19 protein-coding genes are annotated in these 21,900 nt (G+C 58.1%); 11 read left to right on the top strand and 8 right to left on the bottom strand.

Annotated elements, in window-relative coordinates; translation table 11 throughout:
• Positions 1-94: 94 nt before the first annotated feature.
• Both AC630_RS45615 and AC630_RS25575 read right to left on the bottom strand, forming a co-directional pair.
• On the bottom strand, positions 95-271 hold the full coding sequence (locus AC630_RS45615) for a hypothetical protein (protein ID WP_167561281.1): 177 nt from the start codon (positions 269-271) through the stop codon (positions 95-97).
• A gap of 392 nt (positions 272-663) precedes the next feature.
• Positions 664-1,497, bottom strand: coding sequence for an exopolysaccharide biosynthesis polyprenyl glycosylphosphotransferase (locus tag AC630_RS25575; protein WP_083636396.1), 834 nt, complete (start codon positions 1,495-1,497; stop codon positions 664-666).
• 242 nt (positions 1,498-1,739) lie between these two features.
• Here AC630_RS25575 and AC630_RS25570 point away from each other — a divergent pair, with 242 nt between their 5' ends.
• From AC630_RS25570 to AC630_RS25555, 4 genes are read left to right on the top strand one after another with little or no spacing between them, the layout of a single operon-like run.
• Positions 1,740-1,958, top strand: coding sequence for a hypothetical protein (locus tag AC630_RS25570; protein ID WP_074121188.1), 219 nt, complete (start codon positions 1,740-1,742; stop codon positions 1,956-1,958).
• A 2-nt stretch (positions 1,959-1,960) separates the two neighbouring features.
• Complete coding sequence (locus AC630_RS25565) at positions 1,961-3,295, top strand: O-antigen ligase family protein (RefSeq protein WP_074121187.1); 1,335 nt, start codon at positions 1,961-1,963, stop codon at positions 3,293-3,295.
• Positions 3,296-3,297: 2 nt separating this feature from the next.
• Positions 3,298-4,068 (top strand): glycosyltransferase family 25 protein, encoded by a 771-nt coding sequence (locus AC630_RS25560; RefSeq protein WP_074121186.1) that lies wholly within the window; start codon positions 3,298-3,300, stop codon positions 4,066-4,068.
• 20 nt (positions 4,069-4,088) lie between these two features.
• A complete protein-coding gene (locus tag AC630_RS25555) occupies positions 4,089-5,534 on the top strand; it encodes a hypothetical protein (protein ID WP_143198306.1) in 1,446 nt (481 codons plus the stop codon).
• A gap of 26 nt (positions 5,535-5,560) precedes the next feature.
• On the opposite strand, the gene AC630_RS25550 is transcribed toward AC630_RS25555, so the two are convergent.
• Positions 5,561-6,865, bottom strand: coding sequence for a glycosyltransferase family 4 protein (locus tag AC630_RS25550; RefSeq protein ID WP_074121184.1), 1,305 nt, complete (start codon positions 6,863-6,865; stop codon positions 5,561-5,563).
• A gap of 9 nt (positions 6,866-6,874) precedes the next feature.
• Positions 6,875-7,564 (bottom strand): class I SAM-dependent methyltransferase, encoded by a 690-nt coding sequence (locus AC630_RS25545; protein WP_074121183.1) that lies wholly within the window; start codon positions 7,562-7,564, stop codon positions 6,875-6,877.
• A 423-nt stretch (positions 7,565-7,987) separates the two neighbouring features.
• Between AC630_RS25545 and AC630_RS25540 the strand changes: the two genes are divergently transcribed.
• From AC630_RS25540 to AC630_RS25525, 4 genes are all read left to right on the top strand, one after another.
• A complete protein-coding gene (locus tag AC630_RS25540; protein WP_167561280.1) occupies positions 7,988-9,010 on the top strand; it encodes a polysaccharide deacetylase family protein in 1,023 nt (340 codons plus the stop codon).
• 33 nt (positions 9,011-9,043) lie between these two features.
• Positions 9,044-10,123: a putative sugar O-methyltransferase gene (locus AC630_RS25535; RefSeq protein WP_083636393.1), complete on the top strand. Its 1,080-nt coding sequence runs from the start codon at positions 9,044-9,046 to the stop codon at positions 10,121-10,123.
• Positions 10,124-10,339: 216 nt separating this feature from the next.
• Positions 10,340-11,857 (top strand): oligosaccharide flippase family protein, encoded by a 1,518-nt coding sequence (locus AC630_RS25530; RefSeq protein WP_074121180.1) that lies wholly within the window; start codon positions 10,340-10,342, stop codon positions 11,855-11,857.
• Positions 11,854-12,924: an acyltransferase family protein gene (locus AC630_RS25525; RefSeq protein ID WP_083636392.1), complete on the top strand. Its 1,071-nt coding sequence runs from the start codon at positions 11,854-11,856 to the stop codon at positions 12,922-12,924. Before AC630_RS25530 ends, AC630_RS25525 begins: the two co-directional genes overlap by 4 nt.
• 48 nt (positions 12,925-12,972) lie before the next feature.
• On the opposite strand, the gene AC630_RS25520 is transcribed toward AC630_RS25525, so the two are convergent.
• Positions 12,973-14,250: a polysaccharide biosynthesis/export family protein gene (locus tag AC630_RS25520; protein ID WP_074121179.1), complete on the bottom strand. Its 1,278-nt coding sequence runs from the start codon at positions 14,248-14,250 to the stop codon at positions 12,973-12,975.
• 12 nt (positions 14,251-14,262) lie between these two features.
• Complete coding sequence (locus tag AC630_RS25515) at positions 14,263-15,903, bottom strand: tyrosine-protein kinase domain-containing protein (protein ID WP_083636391.1); 1,641 nt, start codon at positions 15,901-15,903, stop codon at positions 14,263-14,265.
• 433 nt (positions 15,904-16,336) lie between these two features.
• On the opposite strand from AC630_RS25515, the gene AC630_RS25510 reads away from it, so the two are divergent.
• Positions 16,337-17,620 carry a WecB/TagA/CpsF family glycosyltransferase gene (locus tag AC630_RS25510; protein ID WP_083636390.1) on the top strand — a complete coding sequence of 428 codons (1,284 nt, stop codon included), beginning with the start codon at positions 16,337-16,339 and terminating at the stop codon, positions 17,618-17,620.
• Positions 17,621-17,628: 8 nt separating this feature from the next.
• Complete coding sequence (locus AC630_RS25505) at positions 17,629-18,840, top strand: glycosyltransferase family 2 protein (protein WP_083636389.1); 1,212 nt, start codon at positions 17,629-17,631, stop codon at positions 18,838-18,840.
• Here AC630_RS25505 and AC630_RS25500 read toward each other — a convergent pair.
• Entirely contained in the window at positions 18,837-19,784 is a 948-nt protein-coding gene (locus AC630_RS25500; RefSeq protein ID WP_074121176.1) for a glycosyltransferase family 2 protein, read from the bottom strand. The two genes, AC630_RS25505 and AC630_RS25500, sit on opposite strands and share 4 nt — an antisense overlap.
• A 1,084-nt stretch (positions 19,785-20,868) precedes the next feature.
• Here AC630_RS25500 and AC630_RS47225 point away from each other — a divergent pair.
• Entirely contained in the window at positions 20,869-21,297 is a 429-nt protein-coding gene (locus AC630_RS47225) for a response regulator transcription factor (RefSeq protein ID WP_167561279.1), read from the top strand.
• A 95-nt stretch (positions 21,298-21,392) separates the two neighbouring features.
• Here the strand turns inward: AC630_RS47225 and AC630_RS25490 are convergent, their stop codons facing one another.
• Positions 21,393-21,794: a response regulator gene (locus AC630_RS25490; RefSeq protein WP_245330512.1), complete on the bottom strand. Its 402-nt coding sequence runs from the start codon at positions 21,792-21,794 to the stop codon at positions 21,393-21,395.
• Positions 21,795-21,900 lie beyond the last annotated feature (106 nt).

Below are 21,900 nucleotides of genomic sequence, written 5' to 3'. Positions count from 1 at the left end.
CCGGAACAATAAGACCAGCACCGACCAGACCAGGCTGTAAGCTTCTCTCATGAGACAGAAGCATTGCGCGATTCGGCCTCACGGGCCAGCTGGATTAGGTTTCCGACAGGGACAGCTCCGTCCGCCAAGGTTTTTGCCGCGCCTTCGCCTGCTGCTTCTCCAGCTGCTCCTCCACGTAGAGGACGACCATGCGCCGCGCTTCCTGGTCGGTTATTTGCTGAAACGCTTTGATCAGACGAAGCATCTGCAGATCTTCGGCGTAACTCGACATGGCAACGGCCTCTTCGAGAAAACCGCGAGCTCAAATCGGGAAAACTATGCAACGGTTCTCATCGAATGGGAACAGGGAATTTCGTCAGAGGTTAAATCCTGCCGGCTTGCCGTTGAGCCGGTGGAGCGGCCCCGGCGATATCCCCAAAGCCCCCTGCCAGCCGGGGCCGTCTCTCCGCCAAGAGGTCTAATTCGACGAACGGATGAACTTAAGTTCGGCTCTCGGCGTATTGGGTTCGTTAGTGCCAACCCAGCGGTAAGGCGCCGTATGCACGAGCGAGAATTGCCATGAAGCGCCGCCGTACGGCCCCATCCCGACTTTGTCACAGCAGATCGAAAAGAGCTCGCCCGAACAGAAATTGACGAAACAGCAACCTAAGCGAACTGATCAACTCAGCAAGCATTCCTGGATCGCAGGATTTCGACGACAGTTCTCGCGATGATGACGATATCGAGCCAAAGGGACCACTGGCGTATATATTCCAGATCGTGCTGAACTCGCCCCTCCATGGCGGCGATCTCGCGTGTCTCGCCCCTGAATCCATTCACTTGGGCCCAGCCTGTGATTCCAGGCTTCACGACCTGACGACTAGAATAGGCAGTGATCAGCTCTGAATACATCGCATCGTGAACGAGCGCATGCGGCCGTGGTCCAACAAGAGACATGTCGCCACAAATTACATTGAAGAGCTGCGGAAGCTCGTCGAAGCTCGTTCTCCGGAGAACTCTTCCAACTCGCGTAATGCGAGGGTCCCCCGATCGCGCCTGACAAACCTCAACACCATCCTCCATGCAGGTCATCGTCCGGAATTTCAGGATTCGAAAGCACTTGCCATTCCGACCGCCCCGAGATTGGCGAAACAATACCGGCCCCGGCGTTTCGAGCCTCACGGCTATCGCTACAGCAATGAACAGCGGGAATAGAAAGACGATTCCGATCAGGGCCAACACAAAGTCCAAGATCCTCTTGCTCGCACAATTTGGATCGCCCTGTGGGGCTTGTCGTGCGACGCGCCCTGCGATGTCGGCTCGCCCGCCTCTATCAAGGCGATCATTGTCCGTTCCGTATCCCGCGTTGAACCGTAGGTCCGGCTCTTTGCCTGCTCCCTCGGACTGGCGCCTGCCAACCAGAGCCGATCGACCAGCACCCGCCGGCGCCGGGCCAAACACGGTGAAGTTCTGTGGACGGGCAGCAGCGGAGCGCCCATTCAGATCAAGCAACCGCATCTTGGCATTACCTCAAGGGCCGACGACCCAATGTGCTCCCGAGGGGTTATCCTGCCCGTTCGCCACTCAGTTAGCGATCTAAACGTCCCATCTCCCCGGGCCACTAGCCCTTGAAGTCGCACGCTTTGTGGCCGGGCCGCAGGAACACAACAATCGCATCGTACACATAGCGCATGAACCGGACGACAATTCATTGGTGCTAAGTCCGATGCTCCCGCGCCGATACATTCGGGTGTTTGCTCGTGGGCACCGAAGTCAGTCAAATTGCGAAGCGACAATCAACTGACCGCCATCCGATCGAGGCATTTCCGCTCAGTGAAAGCCGTTTGCTCGATTCGGCGACTTCCAACGTTCAGGCAAAGGAGCTCATCAGCGCCGGCGTTGCCGCTTCCCTCATTCCAGACATACGCGCCCCGCCTTGGCCCGATCGCCAATCGTGCGCGATCTTCGGAATGGCTTGATCATGGTTCTGACCGTTGCTCTCACAGGCCTTCTTCTGCTCGTCGCCTTTGTTACGGGCGTGCGGCATATGACACTGGCGATCATGCTGATACGCCCATCGTGTGATCGCCTGTTCGAATGGTTGAGGGATGCGTCTGGCGGCCACCTCGGGCCGGGCGCCGCATTTAACGCCATTGTCATCGGAATGGCACTCGTCGCGATACTCTATGTTCCGGCGCTTGCCTTCTCCACCACCTTCGTCGCTTGGTTCGCCTTTCTTCTGGCCGCTGCTTGCTCACTCCTCCGCACTCCGGATCCCGAGGGTGGACTGCGCCTCCTGTTGGCGCTGATCACCTATGCAGCCGTGTTTATGATCCCTCACGTTGTGATCAAGAGCTGCAGGACAATGTCACTCTGTTTCACCGTGGCGATCGCCTCATCTGTCGTACCGTCAACCTTCGCGCTTCTGGAACTTGCAATGGACCCCGCCATCCTGGTGGGAGACCACAGACTGCAAAGCACATTTACACATCCCAACATCTACGCGTTCTACCTTTTCAGCTTGGTAGTTCTAATCCTCTTCTTGAACTCGACCAGGCGGATCGCGCTTACCATCTTCATGCGGCGAGCGATGTTTGCCTATGCAGGCTATCTTCTCTTCCTGCTGCTGCTCACCAAGACACGAAGCGCCTGGTTCGCAATGCTCATCGTCCTGGTCGCATACGCGATCGTTATCGACAGGCGCTGGCTTCTGCCCATGCTGATTTTGCCCGCCCTCGCCGTTGTCATTCCCGGCACCAGTGAACGGCTATCGGATATCGAGTCCGGAACGGTTGCTGTTGGCTTCGAGCAACTCAACTCCCTGGCATGGCGCGAATTGCTATGGCGAGACACACTCGAATGGCTGCGAGACAATCCGCCGGGTCTGCTCGGGTATGGGCTAAACTCGTTCCAGTCCTACGTGCCACTCTTCTTTTCGCTTCTGGATGCGGAGGCCGGAAGCCCCGATGTGCAAGAGGGGCTCGGTCTGCACAACGGCTTTCTACAGATCTACTTCGAAATGGGGCTGGCGGGCCTCATCGCGTTCGCGTTCTTGATGGGGACAATCGTCCTCAGACTGATCACAACGTTCAACAAAGACTTCGCCGGGTCTTTCGTCATGTTGATGCTGTGCGTCGGATACATGATCGTCCTCTACTACGACAATCTCTTCGGTTATCTGCAATTCCAATGGTTTTTCTGGTTCACGGTTGGCACCGCATGCGCTTCGGGTGAGCTCGTTCCTGCCTCGCGCTCCCTGTCACAACCGCGCGTCGCATCGAGACCAAACCGGTTAGCGTCCCCGCCAGGAGTTTGACAATGGAGATGCCCGCGACGGAATTTGAGCCGACCACAGCAGGTCGTTCACTGTTGAATACGTTTGACGCAACAAGAATAGTCAATCTGGCGGCTCGGGAAGATCGTCGCCGCGACACGACCTCTGAATTCGCTCGGCTCGGCCTGACCATCGATGGCCGCAGGATAAAGTTCCACAATGCTTCGACCTTCGATAGCCCGCACCCCTTCCCGACGGTCGGCGCGAGAGGCTGCTTTCATAGTCATTTGGCCGTACTCGAAGAGGCCCGACAGAAGCGCTTCGAAAGTGTACTAATACTTGAGGACGATTGTGACTTCGTAGGAAGCATTGAAGTTGCCCTCGTACGTGCTCTAGATGCGCTGGGCGAGCAGGACTGGGATATGTTCTTCGGCGGCCACGAAGACCTTGAACGTGACGAATGCCAGGCAGGACCAATTCAACGGATTTGTCCCGGAAGCTGGATACGCGGTGCGCATTTCGTAGCTTTTCATCGCACGGCAATCGAACTGATGGTGCCCTTCCTTCACGAGGAAATCGCGCAACTTGCAATTGATCCTGTCGGAGGATCGCGCGGCATCGATGCCGCGTACACCAATTTTGGAAAGACGTTTCCGGAGCTCCGCTACTTTGTCGCGTGGCCGAAGTTGGGGTACCAGCGTCCATCCCGAACGGATATAGCCCAGCCATCAGTCTTTGACCGATTACCTGTCGCAAATCTCCTGGTTTTGCCTGCTCGCCGGCTGAAGCGATATCTGAAGAGAAGCGCAAGCTGAAACAGTGCAGCGGTGGACCCATGAAATTGACCGCCTCGCGTCGTGAGTTTCTGATGACCTTGACAGGCTTGCTGACCATGCCGCCTCGGCTGATGGCGAGCCCCGCTGGTTCCATCGGCACATTCGAACACCTGTTCAATTCGCAATCACTCTGGAATGCACGCCCCGTTGATCCCGTGCTTGGCACGGCGACGATCCCGCGAAAAGACAACGTGGCCTGGCTGGAGCAGGACAAATACGCAGCGAAACTGTTTCGCGCCACCGCCTCGGACGGCCCCATGACGGTTCAGGGAAGAGATGCGGCCGAAGGAATCTGGGTGGCCGACGAGCTCCGGAACAGGCCAGTCATCGTTCCACATTTCCCGGAGAACGTCGTGCCAGCAACCGGCCTGGACGGCCATTGCGAAATCCTGGACGAGAGTACCGGTTTTATCCATTCTTTCTTCCAACTGAGTTTTGACGCCACTGAGAAAGTTTGGAAGGCAGGCAAATACACCGCGTCGTCTGTGAGCGGTAGCGGATGGGGATCGCCGGCCCGTCCGGACGGACCACGTGCGTCTGGAACTCCTTCCACCAGCGGCATTTTACGAGCGCACGAGATTGGCAGTGCTATCGTGCCTCACGCGCTGGCCGTTGCAGCCCACACGAACGCCTTGAAGTCGGGGCCTCTCTATCCCGCAACTTTGCAGGACACGACGGGCGCAAACGAATATTCAGGCTCCTTTCCGATGGGCACGCTCTTCATGCTGTCCCCCGACTTTGATTCCGAGGCGCTCAATTTGCCAAATGCTCGAGTTATCGCCAGGACGTTGAAGGTTTACGGCGCGCGGCTGACCGATACCGCCTTCCGGACCTTTTCGTTTGCAGGCGAAATCGGCGGCCAATGGTCTCAGGCTGTCGATCGAAACAACCTTTGGCGGTCATCCTGGGCAGAGGATCTCGACAGAATTCGCGATCATCTACGGCCGGTGATATCCATGTCGAGTTGGTTGGACTCGGAAGGCGTAGCCTTTACTCCGCTTCCATGGGAACGAATGAACCTTCTTTCCATGCGCGGGCCTTGGGCAAAACAAGAAGGCCCGGAAGAGTCGGAGAGCGGCTTCGAAACGATCTCCAACTTGTTCTTGTTTCCTGAGACCAGGAGCCCTATCGCATACAACCAGACACTTCATCTAAGAGACGACGCGAGTCACGATCCCTGGTTTCAATGGACACAGGGTTGCTGGTACATCAACCCCAAGCCTGGTCAGCGCTATCGCGTGAAGGCTGTGGGGTTCAATCAAGCAACAGGTGGGCTTGACGTCCGGGCGCGCGACGGCACAACCGTTCTGGCTTCAGTGTGGGACTTGAAGGTAGGGGAAACGGCTGACCTCACCTGGCCGGCGCGCGCGTCAATAACCAAGGTCTTTGTCCGCGCGCCCCCGGGACCTCCATCCGGCATACGACTCGAACTGCAGGCCGCATAGCTGCTTCTGGAGATTTACGGGGTAATCTATTGGACTGCAGTTGACAGAGGCCGCGAGCTTTGGAGCGCGGTCTGATTTGGGCATGCCTCCGTGGCAAAGAGATCGGCCAGCGCCGCGGCTTCGCGCTCGATATTGTGCAGCATAAGTACCCGTTCGCGGCCACGCCGTCCCATCGCCGACAGCTTTTCGCGCGACGCCAAGAGACACTCTGTCATGGCAGTTGCCAGGGCCTCGACCGAACCGGCCGGGACCAACCAACCGGTTTGGTCTGGGACGACCAGCTCGGGAATGCCGGCGATTTGGGTGGCAACCACCGTACGCCGCAGTGTCATCGCCTCCATAATGACGACCGGGAGGTTCTCCGCCAGGCTCGCAACAACCAGTGCTCGGGCATCGATCATCTCCCGGCGAACGTCCTCGCTGCTCATCCAGCCGCGCAGGCGCACGATCTCGGAAAGCCGGAACGTCCCGATCAGGGCCTCAAGCTCTGCTCGCACCTCGCCATCGCCGACCAAGATGATTTCGAATTGATGCCCCGCTGCTGCCATGAGCGCTGCAGCCTTGATCAGGATGTCCTGCCCCTTTTCGCGGCATAGTCGTCCGACGCAAACGAACCGTGCTGCGTCGCACGGAGTGTCATTATTCCCCGCCGTCTGGTGAAATTGTTGTTCTATGCCGCAGCGTATCAGCTTGATTTTGCCGCGATCGGCGCCGTCGCACCAGCGGTACAGCTGAGAACGCCCGTAGTGGCTCACTGCAGCAACAAACGCGGCCCTACGAATCTTAACCCGGAGCCCAAGGAACTCGGGCTTGTCATATTCATCGTAGCCATGAACCGTAAAACTGTACGTTGCTCCACAAAGCTCCGAGGCAAGCATGGCAACTTCGGCAGGGTTCGTCCCAAAGTGGGCATGAATGTGCGTCGCGCCAGTCACGCGCACCAGCGAGGCAACGCGGCATGCCTCGAGCAGGTACAGAACATGCAAAATTGGACCGCGGTCGCTCCGGCGCATCATTTGCAGGCTCATAACGAGAGACTTGATGAGGCTGCGGGGGCGCAGGATGAGCATTACCCCCGCAGCGCGGATCAGACCGAGCGGACGACGCAGCAGGTAGAATGTGCGTCGTTCCTCTTCAATATCGCCCGGATCCACCAGCTCCTTACCAGACCTGGCTGCGACACGGATGATTTCAACACCCAAACGTTCCAACGCGAGGATTTCTCGTTTGATGAACGTGTGTGTGACGGCGGGATATTGATTGACCAGATAGAGAACGCTCGCTCTCTTTGCGGCTGCAGCGAGCGGCTCCGACAATCGTGCCCGATGCATGCGACTCCCTCAATCAAGCAAATGCTCATGCTGCCGGAAGGCTGGTCGAGATAGCCGAATCTGCCAGGAAACTCCCGAACCATGCTGAAGTTTCACCTCATCGAGAACCTGCACGCTATCGCGCGAGCGTTGCCAGGCACGCCGGGACTCCGCTGACTCCCACAGGGAAATGACAAACCTTCCGTTCTGTTCAAGGAAAGTCGAAAAGTGCTTCAATATCTGATCCGGCTGCTCGAAGTAGTAGAGGACCTCGTTGAAGACGATCAGGTCGAATTTCCGATCCGGGACATAGGTTGCGACGTCCGTCGCCACAAATCTCGTGGAAGCATCTTTCCACTCCTGCCTCGCAGTATCGATCGCACAATCAGACAGATCAACGCCAACATAATCGATCGGCAGTGGATGCAGCCAACGACGCAGGACACCGGATCCGCAGCCGAGATCGAGGACGCTGGAAACGTTGCCGCCGCACCTGCAATATCCGACGATCACAGCGTAGCGCGTCATTTCCTCAAGACGGCTGAGATAATCCCAACGGCCGCGTGCATATTCATGATCGAGGATCTCCCTGGACGCACGGATCCTGAGGCGGCCCGATCGCTCGTTCGCAAAGGCCGTGTCCACCAGATCGCGAAGTCCTTCGCGCAGCCGCGTCGGAACCATCTGCAGGATCGCCTGAGGCGGGTGAAATGTCTTCATGAGATATCCAGACAATCCCGAGCCCGCATGGCACGGACGCTCCTGCATCCGTTCCGCGCGAGTTCATCAGTCCCAGAGGTTGTTGCGAGGTTGTCACGCGTTAGTCTTCACATCGCATCGAACACTAGCATTCGGTTCGCTAATGCACAGCGCATGCACGCCCCTAGCGGCCGGGATTCCGGACTAGTCCGGATCGGTCATTGACCCATTGCGCCCCTCGCCGACTATGGCTGACTTGATCGGCGGACAGCCCGACCTGGGATCACTCATTTGGATTCGATGGCAAGAGCAGCAAGTGCGACCTCCCCCGGTGCAGGTTGGAGGCGATCGTCCCCAATTCGCTTCTTCCGCGCCCTGGCGCGCAGCCTGCTCTATCGGAGTGGTGCGCTAGCGCTATATCACAGGCTCCGCAATCGTCAGGCCTTGACTGTCGTAACCTTTCATCGTGTCCTGCGGCGCAACGACCCACGCTGGGAAACAGCCCTATCCCCGTGGACCCTCGCTGACGATACCTTCGACCAATGCCTGATGTTCTTCAGAAGCCATTACACGATCGTCACGCTTGATGACGTCAAGGCTTCGGTCGCGGGGGCGCGTCCTCTGCCACCTCGCTGCCTGCTCATCACGTTCGACGACGGCTTTGCGGACAATCTCGAATATGCCCTCCCCTTGCTGCGGAAGCATGCGGTCTTCGCAACCATCTTCGTTACTTCCGACGTCATTGGCCGGCAAGAGCGGCTCTGGACCGAAGATCTGCTCTGGGCGTTCACCGCGGGACGCGTTCGTCCGTGCGACCTTGCCCGATTGCATGCACTCCTTCTCGGCCAGGGAGAGCACGATCCTGATGATCCAAAGCTGATTTGGGACATCGTGCGACGCGGGCCAGAGCTCGATGATGAGCAGGTCCAGGCAGCATTTTCCGGACTCAACATCGACTTGCATCGAATTACGTGGCCTAGACAAATGCTTACCAGAGATGGTCTGGCACACCTCGTTGCTTCCGGAGTATCCATCGGAGCGCACGGCAAAACGCACACCGCCATGACCTCCTCATCGGATGTGGCCACTGAGCTGAGCCGTCCGCGCGCGGTGTTGAACGACATCGTGATAGCCCAGGGCCAGAGTTCCGTTGATGCGCTGTCCGTTCCGCACGGGGCATACACGTCTGGCATCGTCAATCAGGCGCTGGCCGCCGGCTACGCGCTCGTCTTTACCGGCGACCCCGTACTTTCGACGCTGAAAAACGGTTTCCTGGTCAGTCCGCTCATAGGACGCCTCGATGTGGACGGTCGGCGGATCGCTCCAACCGGTGACTTCCTGCCCGAGGTGCTGGCGGCTTCGCTGTTCACCGCGTCGCAGCGACAGTCTGGCGTCGCCTTACAATTTGCTCGCCCAGCACGACACAGCAGATTCGCTAGTATGGCTGCGCGATGCAATCTGCTGTAAGCGACGTCCTCCTGTGACGGAGCGGGAGCATGGATGCGCACGTCGCCGACCCGTGGTGCCGTTATGATCAGACACATTCTGAGGAAAGTGAACGATGCGGCCGGCGAGACGCTTGGAATACGACTCATTAGAGAGCGGGATCTTTATCCTTGGCAGTTACATCAGCCCGGTGGGTCATGCCAGACGACAAATTTGCCGCCATCGGCAGAGGCTTATCTGCGGCCCGACAATCCCCGCCTGAAAGAACTTAAGGAACGATACGGAAAGTGTGACGCACGGGTCACGACGCCGGCGATCTGGGAAGATGGCATCCTAGCCGCGGCGGATATCGCGTACTTCCGAAAAGACAATGCGTTTGTTTGGCAGGAACGTCGAGGAACCCGCTTCAACGAGCTCGCTTACGCTGCGAGCTACTACGCCCTTAAGGCAAGTGGCGCCGGCGACCTTCTAACTCTACTCGACGAGGACGGCTTGTTCGGCGCCCATGTCTTCAGAATCGATGGCCGGCACGTTTCCCGAGATCTGCTGGATTCAGTACGAGAGATCGATTTTGTCCGTACGCATCTGGATCTCGCCAACACGCACACCAACATTCTTGATATCGGTGCTGGATATGGTCGGCTACCGCACCGACTGTCTCTCGTTACGCAGGGCACCGTAAACATATATGCCACCGATGCGATTGCCGAATCCACGTTTGTTTCGGAGTTCTATTTAAAGTTTCGCGCCGCGGAACGTGTCTCAGTCATACCGCTCGATGAGTTTGAAACGTTTATTGCCAGCACTCCGATTGATCTCGCAATCAATATCCATAGCTTTTCGGAATGCAGCCTGGTGGCCATTGATTGGTGGGTGGAGCGTCTCGCAACAAACAAGGTGAACCAGCTTTTGGTCATTCCTAACCATGTCGATGCCGCGACCCAACGTTGCCTCACAAACCGGGGCGAGGACATGGAACTGATTTTTGAGCGCCATGGGTATGCAGCCATCATCCGGGAGCCGCGATATCCAGACGGCATACTGCAACGTTATGGCATAGATCCGTCCCTCATTTCGTTGTTCGAACTATCTCCCCGCGCGCCTCCAAGTATTGCGGAGAACACTGAGGACTAGGCTTGGGAATATGCCGCCACGTGCAGACGCGCTACCTCGACCGTTCGAAACGAGACGGCGATCGTCGCATCCGCCATCCGCCGTTAGCTCTGCGGCAATCATCGGGTCCGCCACTGCTTCGCTGAGATTAAGAACTAGTCCGGATAGCTATTTTACTCAGCCCGCCAGTCTTGCTTACGCTCCGGCCATCGCCGGACACACGCGGAAGACCCGTTCATGCGCCTGCGCAATGCGATGCTGATCTCGGCGCTGCAGCAGAACGCCACACTACTCGTGCTCTTCGCGACAGGAGTCGTCATTGCGCATCTGCTCACACCGAAGCAGGTCGGTTCATACGCGGTGGCAATCGCGGCCGCGAACATATTCATTGCGCTGAAGGATACCGCCGTCGGATCTTACGTGGTCAGTGCGCCAGAGCTTGACGCCGGGCTCCTGAGAGCGGCATACGGCTTGAGCCTGGCGATTACCGGCTGCGTCAGCATCGGATGCATCGGGCTAAGCTTTGCTCTTGCGCAGTTCTATCACGACCCGGTTCTCGGCTCAGCCTTGCGAATAGTCGCGTTTGCTCAGTTGGCGCCTGCCGTTGCCTTCCCGGGAACTGTTCGCCTGACGCGCAGCATGCGATTCGATTCGCTACTTGCTATCGGTCTTGGAGCGGCCGTGGCGCAGAGCCTGGCTTCAATCGTCATCGCTGCCCGCGGCTACGGAGCCGTGGCCTTGGCTTGGGGCTATTTCGCAGGGGCGATCGTTACCGCAATGATGACCATCGCCTATGAACCAAAGACGTTACGGCTGCTGCCAACTCTGGCTGGCACGCGGCGCCTGCTCGCCTTTGGGGGCTGGACCGCGGCGATGATGGTGGTCGCCAGTACCTCTTCGTCGGCACCGGAACTGATGATTGGCCGGATCTCCGGCCCCGCCGATGTCGCCCTGTTTTCCCGGGCACAGAATTTGGTTTCGTTTGTTCGCAATAGTCTTGTGTTCGGCATTGGGCGGCCGCTGCTTCCGAGTTTTGGGCAACTCGAAGCGACGGGCGCCAGTGTCGCACCGATGTACCGGCGCTTCATTGAGATCATTACCGGATTAGCCTGGCCGGCCTACGCTGTGCTGGCGATATGGGCTGAGCCGCTCGTAACCACGATCTACGGCAAGGCGTGGAGCGTCACGGGCACCATGATGATGCCGATCGCGATCGCTCACGCGCTTACGTTGACGGTCGCCGCCCACTACGATGTCCTGATCGTGAAGCGGCGTGAGCGGGCGCTGTTCGCCTGCGAATTCGCGAGCTTCGCCTTTACGGCCGCCGCACTTGCAATCGGGCTGATGTTCGGCACCAGCGCAGCCGTCTGGAGCCTCGTTGCAAGCGGTGCCTTTTCGGCCATATGCTATTTTTACGCTGTCATATCCGCAACGGGCGCCGCTCCCCATGGGCTGTTTCACGCCTGGCGCCGAAGCCTCGGGCTCGCTCTGGTCGTCATTCCCGGTTCGATGGCAATGCGGGTCCTGATGCCAGACCAGCCCGTCGCGATCATGATTGGATTCGTCGCGTCGGGCGCGCTCTCCGCTGTAATCTGGATGGCCGCGGCTATCATTCTTCGACATGAAATATCGTTTCACATCAGCGCCGTGCTCGAGAAACTTTCGCGCACGTTGCGTCTTTCTCCTTCTCGATTCTCGGTTGCAGCCAAAGAAGCCGATGAACATGTACGTCGGCGTAGAGCTCCGATCATATGAAACAACCAGCGCCGCCGTTCGATGACATGAAGCCACAGGCGCTGGACGCGCGTGAAGGTGAACGGCGAGCGCACAGCCCGGCGCTCGACGGGCTACGCGCAATCAGCATCCTACTCGTACTGGCCACTCACCTGCTTCCGCTAGGCCCCAAAGCCCTTCACTTGAACTCTATGGCTGGTCCCATGGGAATGAGCCTGTTCTTTACCCTTTCAGGCTATCTGATCGTCAGCACGCTACGGTCCACAGCAACCCTGGAATTCGTCGTAAAGCGGCTCGCCCGGATCCTGCCGCTTTCATATCTGTACATCCTGTTGGTGTTTTTCATTTTTGGATTGAGCGGAAAAGCACTACTCTTCCATCTTGGGTTCATCGTCAATTACAGGGAAGATCAAATGCTGCCGGTGACGGCGCATCTCTGGTCGCTGTGCGTCGAGGTTCATTTCTATATACTCGTCACACTACTCGTCATACTTGGCGGTCGACGGACACTCCTGCTCGTGTGGCCACTCTGCGCTGCAATTACTGTCATACGCATTGCCGGCGGCGTCTACATAGATATACCAACTCACCTTCGCATGGACGAAATTCTTGCAGGCGCCTGTGTTGCCACACTGCCAGTGAGGCATTTCCGGCATCCCACCGCCTCCTATCTCATCTGGATACTGGCGGCCGGCGTCTGGGCCTTGACGTCGCACCCGGATAGCGCATGGCTGCAATACTTTCGCCCGTATGCAGCAGCCCTTTTGCTCTGGGCAACGATCTCCCAGGCATCGAATCGACTGGTCGCGCTGCTTGGCAGCCGAGTGCTTCGCTACCTTGCAGCGACCTCGTACGCGCTCTACATCATTCACCCGCTCACGGCCAATGGATGGTGGAACGCAGGAACCATCTGGGAGCGATATCTTCTCAAGAGGCCGTTAGGGGTTGTTTTCACCTTGATCGTAGCTCACCTGTCCACCTTCTATTGGGAGCGCTTCTGGATACAGAGGGCACGAGGCTGGGTTCGCTCCATGCGTATGAAGAGCGGGCGAGCGGTTGGACGTCCTCAAAATGTCGTGGGGACTTGACTCGGATCTTGCGGATGCTCTTGGCCAGCGGCGCCTTAGGCCCGCGCGTTACCTTATTTGTTCTTCTGGATTGTCAGCCCGCGACAGATTGGTCGAGCTCCTGGAATCATACCCCTTGAGGGGGATCCTCGGAATCTTGACTACATCATTGGGCAGGACAAGGGTCGTTTCGTCCGCCACAAACTCGCGTGTTGTATCACCGTCTCTGCGAACCAGCGTGACGTCGGGCCGTTGAGCTTGACCGGCCAGGCGCTCGCGCGCTTCCGCTGGCGCGCTGATCTCTGCCTCGGCGAGGAGGTCTACCGCCGTCTTGAGGCGTGCCCGAACCTCGGCGAGTTCTTCCTTCGTCTGTTGCAGATCGCGCGTGTTTGACCGGTCCCTCTCGAGGTCGCGCTCTCGAAGCCGCTGTTCGGCAAGGGTGGTATTTTCTTCAGCTCTCACGATTGCCGTTTGCATGCTCATCTTTTCATTCGAAATTTGTGCGGCCGCTCGTTCCAGGTTGAACAAGGTTGGCATGAGGGCGAGGCCCCGCGCCGAGAGTGAGCGCATATCCTTCAGCTGCTGCTGGATGGTGGTGTCCTCTTGCGAAAGGGCCTCAATTTGCCCCCGCAACGATGCAATCTCCCGCTGATACAGCGACTTGATTTCGTCGAGCGCCACCTTCTCTGAATTCGCGGTTTCGTTTGCCAGAGCGAGCGCAGCCTGCTCACTTTCCATAATAGCCAGAATGACGGAATTGTCCTTCTGGTCGTTGAATTCCGACGGCAGGGGAATATCCGAGCGCCCGGCAAGCAGGGCTGTCAGACGCGCTGCGCGCGCTATGAACCGGGTCTGCTTCATGGACAGAGTCCGGATCTCGCCCCTTGCGATTGCGACGTCGCGATCGAGCCGGAAAAGACCGAGTTCGGCTCGATAGTATCCGCCGGCGATTGAAATTGCCTGCAGTACGGTGAGTCCTGGTCGATACGGATACTCTCCCGGTCGCTGGACGTCTCCGACAATGGAAAACGGCCGATACTGAACGATCTCGGCCGCGGCGAGCGGTCGCCCCGCGCCTTCAGAACGCCGCGCGAGCCGGTTGGAGATTTCCTGCGTCAGATCATTCAGGCGCAGGCCAATCACGCTGATATTGCCGATCAGAGGCAATGACACCACGCCGTCCGGAGTGACGGTGTATTCGCCATTCAGGTCCGGCCATTCCTGCACCTTCACTTTAAGGCGATCCGAGATGCCGAGCCTGTAATCCTCTGCGTCGACCGCGGGCGTACCGAGCAGAAGCACGGCCCCCAGAGCGAGGGTAACCTCACGCCAACTTCGCTTCATCATGACTGCTCGCCTTCAGTGTCTTGTGGCCGCTTCCCGCCGAACGGGAACAGGTGATCGCGTCTGGGCCAACGTCTCGGCATCGAGCGAACTCCAAGGTATCTTGTTGATCACGGCGCCAATGACCCTCTCCCGCATGGCCCCCAACGCCCCCAGAGCACGCTCCATCTGCCCTTCCGATGTACGGCCCCATTCCACGACGATCAGCAGATCGTCGAGAATCTGACCCGCCGAGCGAACCTCGACCGCGGACATAAGGGAGGGTAAGTCGAGGATGATCCAATCGTACGACTGGCCACGCTCGCCAGTGATAGCGCTGACGAGATTGCCCCACAGCAAATCGGGGCTCGAGAGCGCTCTGCCTGACGGCAGGAAATCGAGATTGGAACCGACATGTGCCCGGATAACGTCGCTGGCGGCAACTTCTCCGCGCAGTAATTCCTGAAGACCTTCCACTTCCGAACGGTCTGCAGGGCCCGAGATCAGCGGGCTACATCGGGAGGCGTCGACAAAGAGGACCCGCTCCCCATCGCGAGAAATCAGCTTCGCGAACTCCGCAGCAACCGTCGTCTTTCCCTCTCCGTCTTGACAGGATGTTACGCCGACAAATCTCGGTGTTTTTTCTGATTGTTCAAGCACCGCCGAGCGCGCGCGCCGCAGCACTATGTTTTGCAACGTCCAGGCATTTTTGACATCGCGGCCAGTGTTGCTCTTCTTCCCCGCCACTTGCGGCACATATCCGAAGCACTCGGCTGACGTCAGCGCGACGAGTTGGCTCGAGCTCCGCAAGCGTCGATCCAGGAGCGTGAGGGCCAGTCCTGCGCCCAGGCCCAGCATCCCGCCGGCGCCGGCTCCAAGGATAAGTATCAACGGCTCCCCCAGTCCATCCCTGGAGGTGGGCGGAAACGCTTCGCTGATAATCCGGGCCGTCGGACCCAGCACCTTGATTCGTTCTCGCAGAGCGGCACTTGTGGTGACAACCGCATTCGTATCGTTCTGAACCTCAACGAATGCGCTGGCGATCTCATTGGTTAGTCGGGCAGCATCTCCGGCAGCGATCGCTCTGCTACGAACCGAAATGATCTGGCTCGCGCCAACGCGTGCAACCAGCGTGTTCGACCTGAGGTTTCGTATCGCCGCGCGCCTTCTGTCCGCATCCACCCTCTCCTGCCCGGACTCTTGCATCGAGTTCGACAAGGGCCGGTCGGCGGGATCAAGACCCGTCCTGCCAAGGACACGTTCTGAGAAGCCTTTCGGGAGAATGCGCTCGATGACGTCGAGTCCAACTCGGTCGATGACCCGCTCAAGCACGCTGTTTGATCTCAATATTTCGATCGCGCTCTGGATCAGCGAATTTTCGACCAGGATCTGCGTCACCACGGCATCCGGGCCGGACAATTGCAAGGTCGTGTTCGAAATGAGTAGTTCGGAAGAAGCGCTGAAGGCCTGGCTCCTGACGAGGCTGTAGCCGAGCCCCACCAATGATCCCACGGCCGCGGCAATGAGCATCGAGCGACCGATCATCCGCCTGCGCTGCCGCACCTTCATCAAGAATGTTCTCAGGCCCATGCCCTCGCGCCACGCCTCCGATGGCGTTGACGGGTCATCTGCAGGAAGCGTGACGGGCGGACGCCGTCTATTCGCCATATCAAGCATTGCGACCACTCCCCGCGTTCGCGCCACGCGCCCTACGGGTTCCCGAGACCGGGTGCGACAGAAACGATCATGCCGAGAGGTACAACGTGGCTGCAATCACTCCAGAGTAACTAGTCCGTCTGGATCCTCTCCGCGAGGTGAGGTGCTGACCAAAATCACTCCTGAAGATCTTACACTCGAAATGCGATCGAGTGCCCGGGCGCCCGATCAAGTAAACCGGTTCGGACCCGGCGAGAGCTATCCAAAAAACCGTTTCGAACTACTCAGCATGCGAGGGCTCGTCCATCCCGCAAGAGGATGGCTTTCGTCAGTCCACGCTGAATACTCTCCACATCCAATTCGCGCGTAGCGGTGCTCGAAAGAGGTTTGCTTGGTCGCGCACGTCACCTCTCGCGATTTTGATCGATGGCTAAGGTTAAGATGGAGAGGGACGATGTCACTTTCTATGCAGGCACATCCGAGCACTGTTCTTCGACGCTCGCTGAAGCCGGTGGTCCCCAATTTCTCGCGACCTGCTGTTTGCATCCAGGGCTTGCTGTGTGACGTGGTGACGCTTGACGAAGCCCGGCAGTTGACAGTGGCAAGCATCGACGGGTCACAGCGTTGCAGCATCGTCACGCCGAATGCGGACTTCTTGCGACTCATCCGCGCCGATCCCGAGTTTAGGGATGCGGTGCTTGCCAATGATCTCTCCATCATCGACGGATTGCCGCTCGTCTGTCTGGCTCGAGCGCTTGGTATACCGGTCCGAAATCGGGTTTGTGGATGCGACCTGTTTGATACCCTGATGCATCAAACGAATAGAAGTGTTAGTGCCTTCTTCTTCGGTGCGACTGACGAAGTTGGACGGCGTGTACAGGAACGTCTCGACGAGATGCGATCTGGTTTGCGGTGCGCCGGGCTATGCGCACCTGGCTTTGGCTCCGTTGAGTCGATGAGCACCCCTGCCATCCTCGACTCCATTAACAAGACAGACCCCGACCTCCTGGTCGTATCTGTCGGCGCGCGGAAAGGACTGTTGTGGCTTAGCCACAATGAGCATCTGCTCTCGGCGCCGATCATTTGCAATCTTGGAGCTACGATCAACTTCGTCGCAGGAACCGTACGGCGCGCACCTGCCCATTTTCGACGCTATGGACTCGAATGGCTATGGCGTATCAAGGAAGAGCCGAAGCTCTATGTTCGATACGCGTTCGATCTCGCCACCCTGCTCTCCGTGCTTATTCGCGAGATCTTGCCGTGCCTGATCGCGCGTGCGCTCCATCAGCCGTCGCCCGCACAGCTATCGGCGGCACGCCTGCAACATTCGCATCGGGGCTCTGAGGACCTTCTGGCATGTTCGGGTGCCTGGACTAAGGACAATCTCGCGCCCTTGCGGGCTGCGCTGACGGCCGCCACACACGATGAAAGCAACATCACCGTAGACCTCGATGCCGTCACGTTCCTCGATGCCGCCTTTCTCGGCCAGATACTTCTCGCCTATGGTTACCAGCGGCGGGTGCATCGCGGCTTCGTTCTTTGCGCAACCAACCCGAAGGTCAGGAAGGCGCTGCGGCATCATGGCTGCGGCTTTTTGCTTGTGAGCAGTCGGGAAGGTTCCGCAGAGCGATCGATCAGACCGCGCCATCGGTTCGCGGGCCTGGATGCGGCGCACCACTTTTGGAAGCGAATGTTCAACACTGACGGTACCGGTTGGCTTCACTTTCACCGACACTGAGGTCTGTCTTGTTCACAGGGATACTCGCCACAATCCTGGAACTGGCTGCCGTCGGTCTCGTTCTCGCGACCCTGGCCCTCGTGATGCAGACAGGCGCGGCCCTTCTCCTCCGTGATCGCCCGCTCCCCATCGCGTCACACCGCCCTTTGATTGCGGTATTGATTCCGGCCCACGACGAAGAGATGGATATCCAGGCGACCGTGTATCGTATCAAGGAGGAGCTGTCGCCGAACGACCGGCTTTTGGTCATTGCAGATAACTGTGCCGACAGAACCGCCCTACTGGCGACGCAAGCGGGTGCGGAGGTTGTTGTAAGAAATGACCGCGATCGGCCCGGCAAGGGCTTTGCTCTTGCCGCCGGTCTTCGCCACATTGCCACGATGCCCCCTGAAATCGTCCTGTTCATAGACGCGGATTGCCAGACCAACCCGGGCGGGATCGAATTGCTGGCTCGCGCGTGCGACGCCGCGAAGGGACCGGTGCAAGGGCTTGATCTTATGGTCGCAAATCCCCGCGTTCCCGCCTCCCCACGCTTGCGCTTGGCCGAGTTCGCGTGGCGCATCAAGAATGATCTCCGCCCGACAGGTTATGCCCGCCTCGGCCTTCCCTGTCAGCTGCTCGGAACGGGAATGGCAATGCCGTGGCGGCTCGTCAGGCCCGATCTATTCGCGACGGGCCACTTGGCCGAAGACATGCTCTTTGGTCTGGAACTTGCGCTTGTTGAACGCCCGCCTCGATTTTTCCGCGCGGCGCGCGTGACCAGCTATTTTCCCGACAATCAACGTGGTCAAAGTCAACAAAAGGAACGATGGGTGCAAGGACACCTCGGCCTGATCATCAGCCACTTGCCTCGCCTCATCTATCAGGGATTGCAACGACGCGACGTTGGTCTGCTCGCGCTCGCGGCTGACATTGCCATTCCCCCGCTCGGCATGCTTGCGCTGGCCAACATGCTTCTGTTGAGCTCCTGCCTCGCCCATATGGTCATGGCGGGCAGCATTGTCCCGGTCGCCGTTGCCGCACTCGCCAGCTGCTTATTCCTGTTCTCGCTTGCAACAGCCTGGCATCTCTGCGGGCGCGACCTGATCGGCCTGAATGAAGTCAAGCAACTACCACGGCACATCATCATGGTGATGAGGCCGATCATGAAACTGGCCCGGGGACAAAGGATGCCATGGATCAGGGCGGAGCGGATTGGACGACCTCGACTTCCGCACTAATCTCGTGCCGAACTGACGACCTTCCACCGAGCCGAGTCGGTCCGGCTCAGCCGGAAAAGCATTCGCCCGAAAGATGAAGTCCTCGTCAAGCGCTTAAGGAAGCGGCGGGTATCGTAGCGCGCGACGCAAGCATGGAGAAGAACGGCACGCGCCTCGGCATTTTGTCCGTGATCGAGCAGCTGGCGCGCATACTCCAGCATCAGGAAATTTGCGTAGCGGTCGGCACTCTCGACCAATACCGGGGGGACCCTGCCGTCTCGCATGAGCCCGGGAAGGCGTTGCGCAAAGAGTGGAACGACAGGTCGGTTGCTCGATGAACACGCGTCGGCATAAGTTGCCGACAATCTCGCATTGTAGAAGAACGGCCCTCGGCACGCCAACCGGCACCACATGTCGATATCCTCGCCGGTCGTGATCCCTTCAGCGAAGAGCCCTGCCTGGAGCAATTCGTCCCTGCGAACCATGATCGAGCTCGAACTTGCGGGATAGTTGCTGTTGCGCAGTGCGAATGAAAAATAGTCATCCACCATCTGCGGCCGAACCGCCGCATCAATCAAGGGCTGGCCGGCGCGGCTTTCCAGCCGCAGATTGCTGATTGCGGCAATTGCTGCAGTCTCCTTCAACGGCTGCAACAGTCCTTGCAGGTGTTCCGGTGACCACAGATCGTCCGCATCCAGGAATGCAATCCATTTCCCTTGCGCGGCTGCAATTCCACGATTCCTGGCCGCCGATACTCCGGCATTCTTCTGCCGGATGAGGCGCAGGTCGCAGACGCCAGCCTCTTTCACAAGCTCAGCGCTCCCGTCCGTTGATCCGTCATCGATAACAATCAACTCGAAATCACTCTGCTCCTGACTTGCCACCGAAGAAAGGGTCTTCAGGATACAATGAGCTTTGTTGTAGAGCGGAATTACGACGGAAATGACAGGGGCTCGCGACGTCATCGGATCTCCCTAAGGACACGATTTAGCAGCAGACGAATGTGCTGGGGCACAACCGCTGCACGGTCGCTGACAGCCGACGCCTGGCATTATGCGTCTCAATTCACCCAGCGCAATTGACCAATTGAGATTGTCCAGCGATGGCGGACTAACCCTCTCGCCTGCACACATCCGCCGAGAATTTGGTTGATCGCGATTTGGGCTGAAAGCAGGTCAATCAGCTTGTCAAGTTCAGCGCCAGTTTACAGTTTACGTCGCTCGCGCAACCTCCGCGAAACTCAATGAGTGAAGTTCACGATAAAGATGCATGCGGAGCTAGCTCGACTCGCAAATGGGAGCGGATGGCAGGAACCAATAGTCACCGCCCGTGTTTCCTCGGCGGTTCATTGGCAACCATCGTTGCTGTCGTCAGAAAGGACCGACAATGGCGTTAAGAACGTAAGCTTCCCTTCCCGTTCGAAACAATGTTCCACCACCGTGACCTCTACGGTTGCTCTAGCTAATCCATCAGAACTAGCTCGTTCGGCTTGCTGTCAAATTGCGAGGCGATGTTCGGCCTTTGTAATACCTTTGCAATAACTTGTGTTTCGGCAGATTGGCATTTTTAACATTTGACATGTCCCCAGCTATCCGGATCGGGTGTAATGAACGAATTCGGGAACAAAGTGGAAACCGCTGATAACGCAACTGTACTCAAAGCACCTTCTTCCGAAGGAGTGACTGACAAAGGTTCTACTTCCATTTGAGGCGAGTTATGTCAAATGAGCCGGTAGTACCAACGTTCATCCTGGAGGATGATGGAATATTTCGAGAGGGCCTCCGCCTCATCCTATCGAGAACCTGCTTCCGTCCGCAGAGCTGCGGAATTGAACTCGAGGATCTCGGCACACTGCCGTACGATGGACCTTTTTTGATAATTGTCCGCGTTGGGCCGAGCCGGGACCTCATCTGCAGGAGAATAAGAACTCGTTGCCCGCTCTCGTTTATTACAGCCGTGGGCGATGAGACGTGCTCTCAGTATCTGAAAAGCGCGTTGGATGAGGGCGCAAACGCCGCGCTCTTCAGTTCAATCACGTCAAGAGCTCTCGTGAGTTCGCTGCACGCGGTCACGAACGGACAGCTCAGAGTGATAGACGCGCGGCTCTGGTCAACTGGGACTGAACTGCATCAAGTCTCGACACTTGCAAATGTCGCACAGGGTGATCCAATCGTTGAGGCAGACTCACACCTCTTAAAACAGCTGTCGGCGCGCGAAATTGCTATTCTTGATCGGATTGTCAGAGGCGACTCCAACAAGCATGTAGCGTTACATTTCAAAATCGCCGAGCCCACCGTTAAAGCTCACGTCAAGGCTATCTTTCGCAAGATCAGTGTGACGAACCGCACTCAAGCCGCGATCTGGGCAATGAATCATCGGCTGAACGTGTCATCGGGCACAGAAGGGATCGCTGAACATTTGCATGGTGCGCAGGAATTGAACGGATCGATCGAGAGCAACGGTGCTTCCGCCGTGTGAATCCATCCCAAATTTCGGCCGGGTCTGCGACCAACGCCGGTCGGACTTCGAGGGCATCGTCTCGGAACGCGTTGATGCCCCGGATCGGTCGGAGCTCAACCGGCGTGCCTATGCCGCGAGACGCGGCACTTGGCGACACAACTCGACAACGTCAGCCGTGACTTTCTCAAGATCGTAAGGTTTGTCCCATCGCCGCACTGGAAGCGGTCGGGGATGTTCTCGGCACCATAGCCAGTCGTGGAAATGAAGGGCTTTCCGTCGCGCATAAGGTCGTCCGCGACCGGAAAGGCTGAGCATCCGCGCAGGTTGATATCGAGCACGGCGACATCGAAACCATCGTGCTCGATAGACATCGCGTCGACGAGTGCAGTGACCGGCCCGATCACATGAGCGCCGAGCGTCCGCAGAGCGTTCGCCAAGTCGTCTCCAATAAGATACTCGTCCTCGACGATTAGAACTCGGCAGTCCTTCAAAAACGCCTCGCTGTGGTGGACCATCTGTTCCACCTGTGCCTACCGTAAATCACATCCGGCCATATTGATGGTGCAGTCCAGCCAGGATCGGGCGGCAGACGATATTCCCGGCCCACTCAACGCCGCGAGG

The sequence above is a fragment of the Bradyrhizobium sp. AS23.2 genome (assembly GCF_001908185.1).
Taxonomy (GTDB): domain Bacteria; phylum Pseudomonadota; class Alphaproteobacteria; order Rhizobiales; family Xanthobacteraceae; genus Bradyrhizobium.
This window is presented reverse-complemented; position numbering and strand designations above follow the sequence as displayed.

What these genes read in the sequence shown, in the direction of transcription:
- AC630_RS25575 (WP_083636396.1), bottom strand. Translation starts at nt 1,497, where the DNA reads ATGCGGTTGCTTGATCTGAATGGGCGCTCCGCTGCTGCCCGTCCACAG.
- AC630_RS25565 (WP_074121187.1), top strand. Translation starts at nt 1,961, where the DNA reads ATGGTTCTGACCGTTGCTCTCACAGGCCTTCTTCTGCTCGTCGCCTTT.
- AC630_RS45615 (WP_167561281.1), bottom strand. Translation starts at nt 271, where the DNA reads ATGTCGAGTTACGCCGAAGATCTGCAGATGCTTCGTCTGATCAAAGCG.
- AC630_RS25560 (WP_074121186.1), top strand. Translation starts at nt 3,298, where the DNA reads ATGGAGATGCCCGCGACGGAATTTGAGCCGACCACAGCAGGTCGTTCA.
- AC630_RS25490 (WP_245330512.1), bottom strand. Translation starts at nt 21,794, where the DNA reads ATGGTCCACCACAGCGAGGCGTTTTTGAAGGACTGCCGAGTTCTAATC.
- AC630_RS25520 (WP_074121179.1), bottom strand. Translation starts at nt 14,250, where the DNA reads ATGATGAAGCGAAGTTGGCGTGAGGTTACCCTCGCTCTGGGGGCCGTG.
- AC630_RS25555 (WP_143198306.1), top strand. Translation starts at nt 4,089, where the DNA reads ATGAAATTGACCGCCTCGCGTCGTGAGTTTCTGATGACCTTGACAGGC.
- AC630_RS25500 (WP_074121176.1), bottom strand. Translation starts at nt 19,784, where the DNA reads ATGACGTCGCGAGCCCCTGTCATTTCCGTCGTAATTCCGCTCTACAAC.
- AC630_RS25550 (WP_074121184.1), bottom strand. Translation starts at nt 6,865, where the DNA reads ATGCATCGGGCACGATTGTCGGAGCCGCTCGCTGCAGCCGCAAAGAGA.
- AC630_RS25510 (WP_083636390.1), top strand. Translation starts at nt 16,337, where the DNA reads ATGTCACTTTCTATGCAGGCACATCCGAGCACTGTTCTTCGACGCTCG.
- AC630_RS25535 (WP_083636393.1), top strand. Translation starts at nt 9,044, where the DNA reads ATGCGCACGTCGCCGACCCGTGGTGCCGTTATGATCAGACACATTCTG.
- AC630_RS25530 (WP_074121180.1), top strand. Translation starts at nt 10,340, where the DNA reads ATGCGCCTGCGCAATGCGATGCTGATCTCGGCGCTGCAGCAGAACGCC.
- AC630_RS25515 (WP_083636391.1), bottom strand. Translation starts at nt 15,903, where the DNA reads ATGCTTGATATGGCGAATAGACGGCGTCCGCCCGTCACGCTTCCTGCA.
- AC630_RS25525 (WP_083636392.1), top strand. Translation starts at nt 11,854, where the DNA reads ATGAAACAACCAGCGCCGCCGTTCGATGACATGAAGCCACAGGCGCTG.
- AC630_RS25545 (WP_074121183.1), bottom strand. Translation starts at nt 7,564, where the DNA reads ATGAAGACATTTCACCCGCCTCAGGCGATCCTGCAGATGGTTCCGACG.